Genomic DNA, 15,538 nt, shown 5'->3' on the forward strand with positions numbered 1-15,538 from the left:
ACGGCCGGTTCGCTCCCGCGCGGGAGAAGAGCGTGAGGGTCCTGGTTCTCGGCGCCGGTGTCATCGGCGCCACGACGGCCTATGTCCTGGCGCGCGAGGGGCACGCCGTGACCCTTGTGGATCGAAGGGACGGCCCTGGCCTGGAGGCCAGCTACGCCAACGGCGGCCAGATCGCCGCCAGCCACGCCGAACCCTGGGCCGGTCCCTCGACACCGCTGAAGCTGCTGGCCTGGCTGGGGCGGGACGACGCGCCCCTGCAACTCCGCTGGGCGCGGTGGGACCCGGCGTTCTGGGCCTGGGGCCTGCGGTTCCTGGCCAACTGCCCGCCCGCCCGGCAGGCCCGCAACCTGGACCGCCTGGTGCGCCTGGCCCTGGACAGTCGCCAGCGCCTGGTGGAGCTGCGGGCCGACCTGGACCTGCGCTACGATGCCCGTACCGAGGGCATCCTGCACATCTATCGCCAGCGCCGCAGCCTGGAGCAGGCGCGCCGCGCCGGTGCCGTCATGAGCGCCGCCGGGCTGGACCGCCATGCCATCAGCATCGAGGAGGCGGTGGCCCGGGAACCGGCGCTGGCCCATGTGGCGCCCACGCTGGCCGGCGCCTTCTACAGTCCCGGGGACGAAAGCGGCGACGCCCACGCTTTCACCCGGGCCATGGCGGAGCACGCCCGGCGGCTGGGCGCGCGCCTGATGTACGGCACGGCGGTCACCGGCCTGGAGCGCGGCCGGGGCCGCGCCCGCGACCGGGTGGCGGCGGTGCGCACCGACCGGGGCCGGCTGGAGGGCGACGCGGTGGTGCTGGCCCTCGGCAGCCTCTCGCCCCGTCTGACGCGGCCGCTGGGGCTGCGGCTGCCGGTCTATCCGGCCAAGGGCTATTCGATCACCCTGGATACGCGCGGATACGACGGCGCCCCCACCGTCAGCGTCACCGACGACGAACAGAAGATGGTGTTCTCGCGCCTGGGCGACCGGCTGCGCTGCGCCGGAACCGCCGCGCTGGAGGGCTGGGGCACCACCTTGAACCCGGCGCGGGTGGCGCTGACCCTGCGCAATGCCCGCGCGCTGTTTCCGCGCGGCGGAAACTACGACGACCCGGACCCGTGGTGCGGCCTGCGCCCGGCCACGCCCGGGTCGGTGCCGTTGCTGGGCCGGGCACCGGGGTTCGACAACCTGCTGCTGAACACCGGGCATGGCACCCTGGGCTGGACCCTGGCCTGCGGCTCCGCCCAGGTCACCGCCGATGTGTTGGCCGGACGCGAGCCGGCGGTGCCGATCGGGGACTGAGCGGCGTCCCTGCTTCGGCGTGGCCGGCCCCCTGGCTGGCGACCCGGCGCCACCCTATATTGGCGCCAAGACTTCGCATCTCGATCAGGGAGCCCCGAGAGGGATTCACGGCCATGAAGGATCCCTATGCTCTCCTCGGCGTCGACCGCGAGGCGTCCGCCGAGGACATCAAGCGTGCCTATCGCGCGTTGGCGCGCACGCTTCACCCGGATGTCAACACCAAGGACCCCCGGGCCGAGGACCGCTTCAAGGAGGTGAACGCGGCCTATGACCTGCTGTCCGATGCCACCAAGCGCGCCCGCTTCGATCGCGGCGAGATCGACGCCAACGGTCAGGAGCGCGGGTTCGGGTTTGGCCGCGGGGCCGGCGCGCGCCGGGGGGGCGCGACCGGTCAGGGAGCCGGGAGCGGCTTCGGCGGGGGCTTCGGCGGAGGGTGGGGCGGCGGCGGTGATGGCGGCGCCCACTTCCGCTTCGACGACCTGTTCAAGGGGGCCGAGACCTTCGAGGATATCTTCGCCCGCGCCCAGGCCGCCAAGCGCGGCTCCGGCGGCCGGGCGGGAGGGGGAGCGGGCCGCGAGCCGGCGGCGCGCGGCGGCGACGCCCAGTACCGTCTGCGCATCTCCTTCGAGGAGGCCATCCGGGGCGCCACCCGGCGCATCTCGTTGACCAACGGGCGCACCCTCAACGTGCGCATCCCGCCGGGCACCGAAAGCGGCAGCACCTTGCGCCTGCGCGGCCAGGGCAAGGCCGGCAGCCATGGCGGCGACGCCGGTGACGCGCTGGTCGAAATCCTGGTGCGCGATCACCCGGTGTTCCGCCGTCAGGGCGACGACGTGATCGCCGAGGTGCCGGTCTTGCTGTCGGAGGCGGTGCTGGGCGCCAGGATCACCGTGCCCACGGTGGACGGCCGGGTCGCCGTGACCGTGCCCGAGGGCTCCAACGCCGGCGCCGTCCTGCGTCTGAAGGGCAAGGGCGCGCCCCGGAAGGACGGGCCGGCCGGCGCGCGCGGCGACCAACTGGTGCGCCTGCGCGTCGTCATCGACGACCCGGCGGACGAGCGCCTGCGACAGTTCCTGCGCGGCTGGCGCCCGGCCAACGCCCGCGACGCTCGCGCTGATCTGGAGGATCCGGCGGCGCCGGGGTCGTGACCGGCGCCGCCGTCCCGTTTACTCCGGCTGGGCCAGCAACAGCACGCCGTCCAGGTGGGTGAGGCTGCGCAGGTCGTCGCGTTCCACCACCGTCATGTTGTTGACCAGCAGCCGCAGCCGCCAGCCGCCGTCCTCGGCGGTGACCTCCATCCGCTCCGCCGCCACCGTCACGACGCCCTCGGCGAAGGCGGTGTTGTCCTCGCCGTCGACGATGGCGGAGACCATGGGCGCCAGGTCAAGCGTCACCAGCGTGCGTTCGGCGACGTCGCCCTCGCCGCCGGCCTCGACCAGGGCCAGGGTCAGGCCGGTGACGCGCACCGTGCGGCCGTCGCCGATGTCCACCGTGTGCTGCCCGGGGGGCCACAGCGTGACCGGCAGCATGGTGTCGAAGCCGGCGGTGGACAGGCCGGCGCGCGCCGGCTCGACCCCCAGGCTCACCTCGCGGCGGCCGGTGCTGGCCAGGGTCCGGTCCAGCGCCAGGGCGGTGATGCGGTCCTGGGCGCGGGCGTCCTCGGGCTCGTTCGGGAACAGGTCGCTCAGGTAGCCGGAGTACGCGCGCGAGTCGAAGAAGTACAGGATGTCGATCATGCGCGCCTGGTCTTCGGCCGAGGGCGGGGCTTCCTCGGACGCGGGCAGGGCGGTCCGCCGCATGGTCACGCCGGGCTCGGTGACCTCTTCCTCGGGGATTTCCTCCTCGATCACCATGTCATGGGCGCGCAGCAACTCCAGGAACTGCGCCCGCTGGCTGTTGAGCGACACCGAGGCCGCGCCCCACGGCCCGCCGCCGACGACCATCAGCAGCGCGCCCAGAAGGCCCGCCAGCCGCGACGGCGACACCAGCTGTCCGGGCATCCACACCAGCGACAGCAGCAGCAGCCAGCCGGCGACGAGGGCCAGCAGGAAGCGGGGTTCGGTGACGCCATAGGCATCGATGCGCACCCACAGCGCCCAGGCCAGCGCCGCCAGCGGCAACAGCATGGTGAACGGGAACACGCGGCGATACAGGCGCGCCAGCGGCCGGCCGGCATGGGCCAGCGGCTGGGCCGCCAGATGGGTCACGGCGCCGAAGGTGAGGTAGCCGGCGCTGATCGGCGCGATCATGCCCGACGGCATCTCGCCGAGGATCGCCAGCCGCGCCAGATACAGGTACAGGATGATCGTGAAGACCACCGACAGCGGGATCAGCGCCCAGCCGACCACCAGGCCCAGCCAGCGCGGGGGCTGCTCCGGCACCGGCGCGCGCAGCTTGGTGTTCACGGGCAGGGCGCGTTCCGCCTCGACCATCACCCCCATCGGCCAGATGACGGCCAGCGCCAGGATCCACATCTGCGTGTAGACCTCGCCGGGAACATTGACGGACAGGAGTTCCTCGACGGCGTACAAGGCACTGATCACGCCGCCGGCCAGCAGGCTCGCCAGGGCCAGGGCCAGCACGCAGCCCATCACGAAGCGCTGGCCGCTGTACCAGGCCAGCAGGTCGGAGTCGGGACGCGACATCTCGAACGGCAGGCGGAAAGCCACCGCCACCAGCAGGATGGCCAGCGAGCCGCCCCAGATCAGCGCCTGGTAGATGAAGGTCTCGCCGGTCGTCGGCGCGGGCCAGAAGATGCCCACCAGAACCCCCAGCAGCACCAGGGCGAACAGGGAGCGCAGGCGCCGGATGGGGAACGAGCGGCGCAGGTCCAGTTCCAGCGCGAGGGTGCCGAAGAAGCCGCTCACGGCGGTGACCAGCAGGACCTGGACGGCGTGATCCCAGGCGTCGGGGATCCCGACGTTCATCATGGTCAACAGGATGGCGGCGACCACCACACAGGTCGTGGGAATGGGATGAGCGCCAATGGCCTCGATCCAGGCGACGGTGCCGCGTACGACAGTCGCGAACACTTTGTTGGGTGGGGTGGGCATGGTCTTGGTTTCCACAGATCAGGAACGGGACGACGCGTCACCCTTGGGGCCACTTTTTTGGACGGGGAGGCGCCGGGCGCATCATGCCAGGGTTGGGCGTGAACGCAAGCCGACTGAACCCATTCGCCCTGGGGGCTTTGGGAGGGCTATGGCCGCCGGTCCTCACGGGCACGCCGGGGCGGCTCGGTTGTCCGCTCCCATCGGGTGCCTGATCGGGCGTCTGGATCGGTCCTGAGGTGTGGTCCAGATGTGGTCCGGGCGGCGGGACGGGGGACGCCCCCCGCCCGCATCCCTGCGTCCGTCCTAACCCTGGCAGTAGGGCAGGGACTCGTCCGGAGTCGCGTCCGGATAGAAGGTGACGATGGCGCCGTCGCGGATCACGAACACCGCCTCGTAGCTGTGGCCGTCGTCCAGGATCTGCCGGCGGCAGGCGTACTGGCCGCTGGAGCCGAAGCGCCGGCGGGCGTCGGCGGTCGCCTTGGTGATCTCGTGCAGCATGTCCGGCGCGGTCAGCCCCAGGGCATAGCCGTTGATGCACTTCACGCCCGTGGTGCCGTCCGGCGCGCGAAACACCACGCCCTGGGTGTAGATGGGCGGCGCCGTCTCGATCACCGAGCAGCCGCCCGTCAGCAGGCCGGCCCAGCCGTTCAGCTGCGCCTGAGCGTAGCGGCCCATGTAGTGCAGCCCGCCCAGGTTCCAGCCGGACTCGACGCGCTGGTCGGGTTCGCCGCAGAACACATGGCGGAAGCCGTCGGCGTCGAACCAGGCGCCGACCAGGTCTTCGTCGCCGGCGTCGGGAGAGCCGCTGAGGGTGGTGACCAGCGTGTTGCGCAGACCGGGGTGTTCCTCCAGGAAGATCCGGAAGTCGGCGGCGGTGGGCGTGTCGCCCCAGTCGCCGCACAGACGTAGCACCGAGAAGTCGACCTGCCCCAGGACCGGCGGCGGTGGGGTACGGTCCTCGGCACCGTCGTCGATGCGGTCGAAGAACCAGGGGAACGGCTCCGCCGGGGAGGCGGCGACCACCGTGTTGTTCATCAGGGGCACCAGGCCGTCGCCGGGCACGGCGGGGTCGGCCGCGTCATCGCCCGTCATGGCCGGATCGTCCATCGGGGCGGTCGCGCCCAGGGGCGCGTCGGCGAGGGCCGGCGCCAGGGACACGGTGGGATCCGGTCCGGCCGGCGAGGTCACCGCCAGCACTCCGCACTCGCGCGCGACCCAGCGGTCCAGGGGCGCGGCGCCGGGCACGCGCAGGCGCACCCAGCCGCCGTTCGGCTGGTTGATCTCGAAGGCGCCGTAGGTGGTGCCCGGCCGCAGGGCCACGTCGCCGGGGTTGGTACCGTCGTTGAAGCTCTGGTAGGCGGGGCAGGCGGCGCGGGCCTCGAACGTGCCCTCGATGGCCACGGCGGCCTGCGCCGGCCGGAGCGCGAGCGTGCCCAGCGCGACCAGCGCGGCGGCGCCCACCGTGACGGGCGCGGGGACGCGGATACGGGAGATCATGGTCTCGACCCTCCGGTCTTCAGTGAATCAGTGAAAGGGTGGGGGACAGAAAACGCGACCGCCAGGATGCACGACAGCGTGGCGGGAATGGGGCGGGAATGGGACGGGCATCGGCCGGGGACCGGACACGCCAAGACCCGCGACGCGGGCGGGCGTCGCGGGCCATGACGGGGTGATGGGGACGGATCGACGGCGCGCGCCGCCGCGCGTCAATCGAACAGGCTGGAGACCGACCGCTCGTCGCTGATGCGCTGGACCGCCTCGGCGATCAGGGGCGCGATGGTCAACTGGCGCACGTTCTTGGCCAGCCGCATGGCCTCGGTGGCCTGGATGCTGTCGGTGATCACCAGGCTGTCCAGCGGCGAGGAGGTGACCCGCGCCACCGCGCCGCCCGACAGCACGCCATGCGTGACATAGGCGCTGACCGAGACCGCGCCGGCCTCCTTAAGGGCCAGGGCGGCGTTGCACAGCGTGCCGGCGGAATCGACGATGTCGTCCACCATGATGCACATGCGGCCGCGCACGTCGCCGATGATGTTCATCACCTCGGACACGCCGGCGCGCTCGCGCCGCTTGTCGATGATCGCCAGGTCGGCATCGATGCGCCGGGCCAGCCCACGGGCGCGCACCACGCCGCCCACGTCGGGGGACACGATCATCGGCCGCTCGCCGGGATAACGCTCCAGGATGTCCTTGGAGAACACCGGCGCGCTGAACAGGTTGTCCAGCGGGATGTCGAAGAAGCCCTGGATCTGGCCGGAATGGAGGTCCAGGGTGACCACCCGGTTGGCGCCCGCGACCGTGATGACGTTGGCCACCAGCTTGGACGTGATGGGCGTGCGGGGCGAGGTCTTGCGATCCTGCCGGGCATACCCAAAATAAGGAATCACGGCCGTGATGCGCCGGGCGGAACTGCGCCGCAGGGCGTCCAGGGTGACCAACAGCTCCATGAGGTTGTCGTTGGCCGGGTAGGACGTGGGCTGAAGGACAAAAGCATCCTCGCCGCGCACGTTTTCGTGGATTTCGACGAACACCTCCATGTCCGAGAATCGTCGGACGGAAGCGTCGGTCAGTTCGATGTTCAGGTAGGCGGCGATGGCTTCGGACAGCGGACGGTTGCCGTTGCAGGCCACGAGTTTCATCGGCCAGGGTCCCCACGGGCGAGAAGGCGGCGGCGGAAAGAGGCGGGACAACCACATGCGAACGCGGCACCGCTGCCCGATGGGCGTGCCCGACCGGTGGTGCGCGCCGACATCGATCACCCCGGCGTCGGGCGCGCGGACTATAGCAATGGGGGTTCGGGCTCACAACACGGCAGTCACGGCTTTGTCACATGGCATGGTCCCGCCGGTGTCGGATCTTGGGGCGGGGTCTGCGCTCGATTCGTGCCGGACTGTATACGAGAAACCGTACCGCGTGGCGGGGCGGTCCCCCTACCGCACCAGGGCGTTGATGTCCTTGAAGCGCGGATGATCCTTGCCGCCCAGCCACTCGAACAGGACCATCTCGGTGGTGACGACCTGACAACCGGCCGCCGCCAGCCGGGCCATGGCCGCGCGCTCGTTGTTCGGGTCGCGGGACCCGCAGGCATCCGCGATCACGAACACGTCGACGCCGGCCGCGCGCATCCCCAGCGCCGTTTGCAGGACGCAGATATGGGCCTCGGTGCCGCAGATGACGGCCTGGGCGCGGTCCAGCGCCCGCCAGCGGTCGCGAACGGCGGCCTCGTCCCAACTGCCGAAGCGGGTCTTCTCCACCACCGCGCCCTCGGGCAGCAGCGCGCGCAGGTCGATCATGGTCGGCCCGAGGCCCTTGGGGTACTGCTCCGTGCACAGCACCGGCACGTCGAGCACGGCCGCGCCCTTCAGCAGCCGCGCGCCGTTGAACAGCACCCGGCGGGGGTCGTCGATCACCGGGCACAGACGCTCCTGGACATCGACGACGATCAGGGCGGAGGTCTCGGCGCGCATCAGCATGGGGCGTGCTCCTGAAGGGGACAGGGAGCGCCTACCCTGGCGCGGGTGACGGCGGGTTGCAAGGCGACGACGACCCCGCCGCGCCCGGCGCCCGGTCGCCCCCCTACGGCCTCCAGGTCGCCAGGTGCACCCCGAAGGCGACGAAAACGGCGCCCGTGACCGCCTGGACCCAGCGCCTGAACCGGGGCGAGCCGGTGGCGGCGGTCAGGCGGCCGAAGAACAGCACCAGGCTGGACAGCCAGGCGGTGGTGATCACCGAATGGAGCACCACCAGGCCCAGGGCGCTCCAGGCGGAGTCGCTGCCGGCGGGCAGGAACTGCGGGAAGGCCGCCAGGTAGAACAGCGCCACCTTGGGATTGAGGGCATTGGTCAGAAAACCCTCGGCCGCCGCCCGGGCCAGGGTACGCCGCCGCGTCGCCGGGACCACCGGGCCGGTGGGCGCGGTGCCCATCGTCCAGGCGGCCCACAGCGCCTTGGCGCCGATCCAGCACAGATAGGCGGCGCCGGCGATCTTGAGCACCAGGAACAGGGTCGCCGAGTGCAGCAGGATCACCGACAGGCCGAGGATGGACAGCGCCCCGTGCAGGTAAAACGCGGCGGCGATGCCCAGCACGGTGGCGAAGCCGGCGGCCTTGCCCGAGGTCGGCACGGTGCGCGCGACCAGCAGGCCGTTCGGCCCGGGGGTCAGGGCCAGCAGCCCCGCCACCAGGGCGAAGGCGAGGATGTCGGAGAGGTCCATCGCGACGGTCTCCTTGCGTGTCTACCCCGTGCGGGCGAAGCGCCGTTCGATGACGGTGAACAGGGCGTCCAGGCCCTGGGCGGCGGCGCCCTCGGGCCGGCCGGGGCGCGCCTTGGGCGCCCAGGCGAACAGGTCCACATGGGCCCAGGGGGTGTCCGGCGAGACGAACTCGGCCAGGAACAGCGCCGCCGTGATGGCCCCGGCGTGGGGGCCGCTGCCGGTGCTGTTCAGGTCGGCCACCGGGCTGTCGAGCAGCGCCCGATAGCCGGCGTGCAGCGGCAGGCGCCAGAGGGACTCGCCCGTCGCCTCGCCGGCGGCCAGCAGGTCGAAGGCCAGGGCGTCGTCGCGGCTGAACAGCGCCGGGACGTCCGGTCCCAGGGCGACCCGGGCGGCGCCGGTCAGGGTCGCCAGGTCCAGCAGCAGGGCGGGGTGTTCGGCATCCGCCTCGGCCAGGGCGTCGGCCAGCACCAGCCGGCCCTCGGTGTCGGTGTTGCCCACCTCCACGGTCAGGCCCTTGCGCGTGGACAGCACGTCCAGCGGCCGGAAGCTGTCACCCGACACCGCGTTCTCCACCGCCGGGATCAGCACCCGCAGCCGCACCGGCAGCCGCGCGCTCATGACCGCGTGGGCCAGCCCCAGGGCGTGGGCCGCGCCGCCCATGTCCTTTTTCATGATCTGCATGCCGGCGGAGGGCTTCAGGTCCAGGCCGCCGGAGTCGAACACCACCCCCTTGCCCACCAGGGTCACGCGGGGGTGGTCCTCCTCGCCCCAGCGCAGGTCCAGCAGGCGCGGCGCCCGGGCGCTGGCCCGGCCGACAGCGTGCACGGCGGGCCAGTTCTCGTCCAGCAGGGCATCGCCGACGATCTCCAAGACGCGGCCGCAGTGGCGTTCGGCCAGGAGGCGGGCGACCCCGGCCAACTCGGCCGGTCCCATGTCGGCGGCCGGCGTGTTGACCAGATCGCGGGTCAGGGTCACGGCGGTGACGCGGCGGACCACCACGGCGCGGTCGACCTCGGCGGGCCAGGCCAGGCGGGCCGGCGGCGCGGCCGGCTCGCGGGTGCGGTAGCGGGTGAAGCGATGCGCCCCCAGCGCCCAGGCCACGGCGGCGGCCTCGCCGAAGCCCGGGGCCTGGGTGGCCGGGGAGTCGGCCAGGGCATAGGTCGCCCGGGGCAGCGTCGTCGGCAGGCCGGCCAGCGCCCAGCGATCGGGCGCGTCGCCCAGCCCCACCAGCACCCCGGCGCGGGTGCCGCCGTCTCCGGGCAGGGGGCAGGTCTCGCCGGCCTTGCCCGTGAAGCCGGCGGCGGCCACCCAGGCGGCGCGAACCGCCGGCTGGGTCTCGCGCCAGGGCGCCAGATCCTGGGGGCGCAGGCAGATCAGGGGCACCGCGCCCGCCGCCGCCTCCACCAGGGTCGCCAGGCAGGGCGGGTCCAGGAGAGCGGCCAGGGGAGCAGCCAGGGGAGCAGCCAGGGGCGCGGCGGCGTCTTGGGTCATCGCGGGAGGCTCCGGTCGAACTCTACGGCCCTCCATCCTGTCCCGTTTCACGGTCAGTCGGGACGGCGACGGAGAGTTGGGAATGGCGCGACGTCCATCATCGCGGACAGGGTGGACAGTGTGAACACGCGTCCATCCGTGTCGCGCAGCACAGGCGCGAGCGCGTCGTTGATCCGTGCCCACCCGATACCACCGAGAACGGCCAGCAGGGGTATCCCGCCCAATCGAACCGCCTCCTCTCGCAGGCGGGCAAAGCGCAACGCCTTGTCGCGAGCCGTGCCACCGTTGTTGGTGCCCTTACACTCCAATATTGCCCGCAATCCACCATCGATGGGATCGAAGACAACAAAATCGGGCGCTGGTGTGACGCGAACCTCGAAACGCTCGGCGATCTCCGCCTGATTGTGGCTTCCGGTTCGGATGAAGGATATTCCATGTTCTTTATAGAGTCGTTCAACCGCATCTTCTATCATGTTGCCACGGAGTGAAGATGTAGCGTCCAGAACCTGACGGAAAGCACCGCCGTAGTGTCGCTGGTGGAGAAAAACCTCAAAAGGAACACCTTCCTCGGAGAAACGACGGACAGAATCCCATCGTTGATCTGTGTCGGGTTTACATTGCTTGAGTCTCATAGACGCCGGGGGTGGTCCGAACAAAGACCTGCTCATGACGTCCGTTATGGTTCGGGCCAACGCCTGGGTCTGGGCTTCGAGTTTTTCACGTGACTTTGATTGCACTGACACGGCCGGCCGATCCGGGTCGGTGCGCTCCATCGCATCGATCACGGACGGTGTGACCGTCACGCCCGTCGTGTTTGCGGCGACAAGAACCGTGGCGTGCGAGAATTCCTCCTTGGTCAGACCCAAGATCGTGCGGAACACAAGCAGCGATGTCGGGCATTCCATGAGGACCCGCGACAAGGTGTCTTCCGAAACATCCGAGAACCCTTGGGTCTTTTGGCTGGCGGCCTCGTACGCCGCGAAGAAGTGGTCACGGTCATAAAACGGGGCGACATGGATGAATGCGAAGTCTGGGGTCAGGTGCGGCAGGTACAGTTCACGCGCAACCTCGGCGTACACGGCAATATGGTCGCCTGTCCCGTGCCGTTGAGGGACTAGGCGCAGTTGTGCGATACGATGCGCCCAGGTCTCGGCTTCAACGATTGACCGAATGGTATCTTGAACGCTTATCATGTTAGCCGTCGACCCTCAAAGGCTGGCCAGGCAAGTCTTCCGCAATATCCGCTTTGATCCGACGTGTGGCCTCCTTCACGAAGTCTTCGTGAAGCTCGAAGCCGCCGGCCATACGTCCGTATCGTTTAGCAACGACGACCGTGGTCCCACTGCCCGCGAAGGGATCAAGAACCACCCCACCCTCAGGGCATGCGGCCTGGACGAAGAACGCGGCCAGTCCTTCCGGCATCGCAGCGGTATGGGCGACACCATGATGCTGATTGTAAGTCTGAGGAACGCTCACGACATTCCCTGGGTCTGCGCCACCAAGAAGGTATGTTTTCGTTCGGTCGCGACCAAAGCCCGCTGCGGTGTTTCTGCGACCGTGAGTGTCAAGCTTGCGTCGCGCGATTTCGGCCGTGTCGGCGCGGTACGGAACCCGGACGGCATTCAGGTCGAAGTAAGGCTTTGATCCTCGTGCGAAATGGTAGACGTACTCGAAAGCATCCTTGGCGCGTGGGCCGAAACGTCCGGGCACCGCGTTCGGTTTGGCCCAAATGTAGGTCTCGATCCAGCGCCACCCCATGTGCTGAAGGGCGAGAACCAGTTGATATACGTAAGGATGGCGCTGCCCTTTCAGAGGACCGCGACTTGCGACGCGGTTCTTGATGTTCACGATCATGCTGCCCGATTGTTTCGTCGCGTCAAACATGGCGCGCGCGAAAGGCAAAAACCACTCAACGTAGCGATCAGGATGAATTTCACTGTAGGTCCGCGCATCCGCATAGGGTGGCGACAAGAAGAAGAGGTCGACGCTGTCTCTGTGAAGCCTCCGCAGGAGAACGGAGGCGTCGCCCTGAACCACTCCCGCATCAAGGACGTCGGTCAGGAATGCCGGATCGCGTTGCTCTGCCGTGTCGGCGACATCCTCGTCTGTTTCGGGAACGGCCTGGATAAGATGCAGTGAGCGCGTCTTTGGCACAGGTCCTCTCCGCAGCAAACCGATTCTTTCGGGTAGGAGACTCGCATTGACCACGTTCGTCAAGCGCCGGTCATGCGGTTGTCCTTTCACTCTTACCGGCGAACGCCGTCCCGTCATCCCGCAGCACAACATAGATCGCCGGGATCACCAGCAGGGTGAGCGCCGTGGAGGACGCCAGCCCGAACACCAGCGACAGCGCCAGTCCCTGGAAGATGGGGTCGGCCAGGATGAACGCGCCGCCGATCATGGCCGCCAGCGCGGTGAGCAGGATGGGCTTGAAGCGGATGGCGCCGGCGTCCAGCAGGGCCTCCCGCAGGCACGAGGCGCTGGGCTGGCGATGGCGGATGAAGTCCACCAGCAGGATGGAGTTGCGCACGATGATCCCGGCCAGGGCGATGAAGCCGATCATCGAGGTCGCCGTGAACGGCGCGTCGAACAGCCAGTGGCCGGCGACGATGCCGATCAGGGTCAGGGGCACCGGCACCAGGATCAGCAGCGGCACCTTGAAGGACCCGAACTGGGCCACGACCAGCAGGTAGATCCCCAGGATGGCCACGCCGAAGGCCGCGCCCATGTCGCGGAAGGTGACGTAGGTGATCTCCCACTCCCCGTCCCACAGCAGGGTGGGCGTGCCGTCGTCCTCGGGCTGGCCGTGCAGGCGGAGGGTGGGCGCCGGCAGCCCCAGGGCGTCCCAGTCGGTGGCCGCGATCCGCTCCTGCACCGCCAGCATGCCGTAGATGGGGGCCTCGAAACGGCCCGCCAGATCGGCCATGACCATTTCCACGAAATGGCCGTCGCGACGGAACAGGGTGTGGGAGGTGGTCTCGCGGACCTCGGTCACCACGTCGCCCAGTTCAACGATGCCGTCCAGGCCGGGAACCGGGGTGCTCATCAGGTGCTCGCCTGGAGCCAGGCCGGCGCGGGGCAGGCGCACGGCGATCTCGATGGGGTCGATGCCGTGGCCGCGATGGGAGTAGCCGACGCTGACCCCGCCCAGCAGCGCCTGGAGGGTGTCGTAGACGGCCTCTTCCTCGACGCGGTGGAACTCCAAGGCCTGCTGGTCGATGGCCAGGCGCAGGCGCTCGGTCGGGTCGCCCCAGGAGTCGTCGAGGTCGACGATGAAATCCACGTCGCGGAAGATGGCCTTGACCCGATCGGCGACGGCGCGGCGGGTTTCGGCGTCGGGGCCGTAGATCTCGGCGAGCAGGGTGGCCAGCACCGGCGGTCCGGGCGGCACCTCCACCACCTGGAGGGCCGCGCCCTCGGGCAGGGGCAGGTCGGCCAGACGGTCGCGCGCGTCCAGCGCGATGGCGTGGCTGGCGCGCTCCCGGTGGTGCTTGGGAGTCAGGTTGACTTGCAGGTCGCCAAGGTTGGGCGCCGCCCGCAGGTAGGCATGCCGCACCAGTCCGTTGAAGGTGAAGGGCGCGGCCGTGCCCGCGTGCAGTTGCACCGAGGTCAGCTCCGGCAGGTCGGCGAGCCGCCGGGCGGCGTCCATCAGCACCCGCTCGGTCTCCTCCAGGGGGGCGCCGTCGGGCAGGGTGAGCACCACCTGAAGCTCCGATTTGTTGTCGAAGGGCAGCAGCTTGACGGTCACGTCCTGGGTATAGAAGGGCAGGCAGGCGGCCACCGTGCCCACGCCCACGGCGATCAGGAACACCCAGGCGCGCAGTCGGCCCTTGAGCAGCGGCCCGGCGATGCGCCGGTACAGGCGGCCGAGCCGTCCTTCCTCGTCATGGCCCTGGCCGCCGGAGTCGGCCATCCGTCCGGCGCGCCGGCCGGCCACCTTCACCAACAGCCAGGGCGTCAGGATGACGGCCACGAAAAAGGAAAAGATCATGGCCGCCGAGGCATTGGCGGGGATGGGGCTCATGTAGGGCCCCATCAGGCCGGAGACGAACATCATCGGCAACAGGGCGGCGACGATGGTCAGGGTGGCGACGATGGTCGGGTTGCCCACCTCGGCGACGCCCTCGATGGCCTTTTGCAGCACCGAGCGGTCGTCTTTCATGGCCCAGTGGCGGGCGATGTTCTCCACCACGACGATGGCGTCGTCCACCAGGATGCCGATGGAGAAGATCAGGGCGAACAGGCTCACCCGGTTGATGGTGTAGCCCATCATCCAGGCGGCGAAGAGGGTCAGCAGGATGGTGGTGGGAATGACCACGGCCACCACCAGCCCCTCGCGCCAGCCGATGGCCAGGGTGATCAGGGCGACGATGGACACCGTGGCCAGCGCCAGGTGGAACAGCAGTTCGTTGGACTTCTCCAGCGCCGTTTCGCCGTAGTTGCGCGTGACCTCGACATGCAGGCCGTCCGGGACCACGCGGCCCCGCAGGGTCTCCAGCCGCTCCAGCAGGGCGTCGGCCACCACCACGGCGTTGGCGCCCTTGCGCTTGGCCAGGGCGATGGAGACGGCGGGCACCGCCGTGATGCTGTCGCCGCCCTCGCCCTCGCCCTCGTCCACCCCGGCCGCCGGCGCGATTTGCCATACCCGGTGGTCGTCGGGCCGGGTACCGACCACCACGGTCGCCACGTCCTTGACATAGACCGGGCGGCCGTCGTGGCTGGTCAGCAGCAGGTCGCCGATGTCCGCCACCCCTTGCAGGGTCTGGCCGGCGACCACCGGCACGCTGGTTCCGGCCTCGCGCAGCCGGCCCAGGCGGACCGAGCGGTTGGCGTGCTCCAGCTTTTCCACCAGCCGGTTCAGGGTGATCCCGTACAGCGACAGGCGCACCGGGTCGGGCTCCACGCGGATCTGCTCGGGCCGGCCGCCCACCAGGAAGGTGAGCCCGACGTCCGGGACCTTGATCAACTCGATCAGCAGTTCCTCGGCCACCGCGTGCAGCCCGGCGTCGGTCCAGCGGTCGGCGACCGCCGGCTCGGGCGACAGGGTGAGGACGACGATGGGTACGTCGTTGATGCCCCGCCCGACAATCAGGGGTTCGGGAATGCCCAGGGGGATCCGGCTCATGTTGGCGCGGATGGTCTCGTGCACCCGCAGCATCGCCAGGTCCTCGTCGGTGCCGACGTTGAACCGGGCGGTCACCGTGACATGGTCGTCCACCGTCTGGCTGTAGACGTGCTCCACGTCGTCGATGCCCTTGACGATGTCCTCCAGCGGCTTGGTGACCAGTTCGGCGGCGTCCACCGCGCGCAGGCCGTCGGCGGTCACCAGGATGTCCACCATGGGCACGGAGATCTGCGGCTCCTCCTCGCGCGGCACCGAGACCAGCGCGAGCAGGCCGACCACCACGGCGGCCAGCAGCAGCAAGGGCGTGAGGGGCGAGCGAATGAAGGCTTGGGTCAGGCGACCCGACAGGCCGAGGGTCATGGTCCCGGGTCCCC

11 protein-coding genes are annotated in these 15,538 nt (G+C 70.0%); 2 read left to right on the forward strand and 9 right to left on the reverse strand.

The window, feature by feature from the left end; genetic code table 11:
* The first annotated feature begins 32 nt into the window (after positions 1 to 32).
* Both GGD89_RS01110 and GGD89_RS01115 read left to right on the forward strand, forming a co-directional pair.
* On the forward strand, positions 33 to 1,283 hold the full coding sequence (locus GGD89_RS01110) for a D-amino acid dehydrogenase (RefSeq protein ID WP_184042246.1): 1,251 nt from the start codon (positions 33 to 35) through the stop codon (positions 1,281 to 1,283).
* Positions 1,284 to 1,396: 113 nt separating this feature from the next.
* Entirely contained in the window at positions 1,397 to 2,431 is a 1,035-nt protein-coding gene (locus tag GGD89_RS01115; RefSeq protein WP_184042247.1) for a DnaJ C-terminal domain-containing protein, read from the forward strand.
* Positions 2,432 to 2,449: 18 nt separating this feature from the next.
* Here the strand turns inward: GGD89_RS01115 and GGD89_RS01120 are convergent, their stop codons facing one another.
* From GGD89_RS01120 to GGD89_RS01160, 9 genes are all read right to left on the reverse strand, one after another.
* Entirely contained in the window at positions 2,450 to 4,336 is a 1,887-nt protein-coding gene (locus GGD89_RS01120; RefSeq protein ID WP_184042248.1) for a DUF4153 domain-containing protein, read from the reverse strand.
* A gap of 303 nt (positions 4,337 to 4,639) precedes the next feature.
* The gene (locus tag GGD89_RS01125; RefSeq protein ID WP_184042249.1) at positions 4,640 to 5,833 is read right to left on the reverse strand and encodes an EndoU domain-containing protein; all 1,194 of its coding nucleotides are present in this window, start codon (positions 5,831 to 5,833) and stop codon (positions 4,640 to 4,642) included.
* Positions 5,834 to 6,042: 209 nt separating this feature from the next.
* Positions 6,043 to 6,975 (reverse strand): ribose-phosphate pyrophosphokinase, encoded by a 933-nt coding sequence (locus tag GGD89_RS01130; RefSeq protein WP_184042250.1) that lies wholly within the window; start codon positions 6,973 to 6,975, stop codon positions 6,043 to 6,045.
* Positions 6,976 to 7,266: 291 nt separating this feature from the next.
* Positions 7,267 to 7,809 carry a hydrolase gene (locus GGD89_RS01135; protein WP_184042251.1) on the reverse strand — a complete coding sequence of 181 codons (543 nt, stop codon included), beginning with the start codon at positions 7,807 to 7,809 and terminating at the stop codon, positions 7,267 to 7,269.
* A 103-nt stretch (positions 7,810 to 7,912) separates the two neighbouring features.
* Positions 7,913 to 8,548: a LysE family translocator gene (locus tag GGD89_RS01140; RefSeq protein WP_184042252.1), complete on the reverse strand. Its 636-nt coding sequence runs from the start codon at positions 8,546 to 8,548 to the stop codon at positions 7,913 to 7,915.
* Positions 8,549 to 8,569: 21 nt separating this feature from the next.
* Positions 8,570 to 10,039, reverse strand: coding sequence for a leucyl aminopeptidase family protein (locus GGD89_RS01145; RefSeq protein WP_184042253.1), 1,470 nt, complete (start codon positions 10,037 to 10,039; stop codon positions 8,570 to 8,572).
* Between the two features lie 53 nt (positions 10,040 to 10,092).
* Positions 10,093 to 11,232: a hypothetical protein gene (locus tag GGD89_RS01150; protein WP_184042254.1), complete on the reverse strand. Its 1,140-nt coding sequence runs from the start codon at positions 11,230 to 11,232 to the stop codon at positions 10,093 to 10,095.
* A gap of 1 nt (position 11,233) precedes the next feature.
* On the reverse strand, positions 11,234 to 12,193 hold the full coding sequence (locus GGD89_RS01155) for a DNA methyltransferase (protein WP_184042255.1): 960 nt from the start codon (positions 12,191 to 12,193) through the stop codon (positions 11,234 to 11,236).
* A gap of 70 nt (positions 12,194 to 12,263) precedes the next feature.
* Positions 12,264 to 15,524, reverse strand: a complete 3,261-nt coding sequence (locus tag GGD89_RS01160) for an efflux RND transporter permease subunit (protein ID WP_184042256.1) — start codon at positions 15,522 to 15,524, stop codon at positions 12,264 to 12,266.
* Positions 15,525 to 15,538: the final 14 nt, after the last annotated feature.

Source organism: Roseospira visakhapatnamensis (assembly GCF_014197915.1).
GTDB lineage: Bacteria > Pseudomonadota > Alphaproteobacteria > Rhodospirillales > Rhodospirillaceae > Rhodospira > Rhodospira visakhapatnamensis.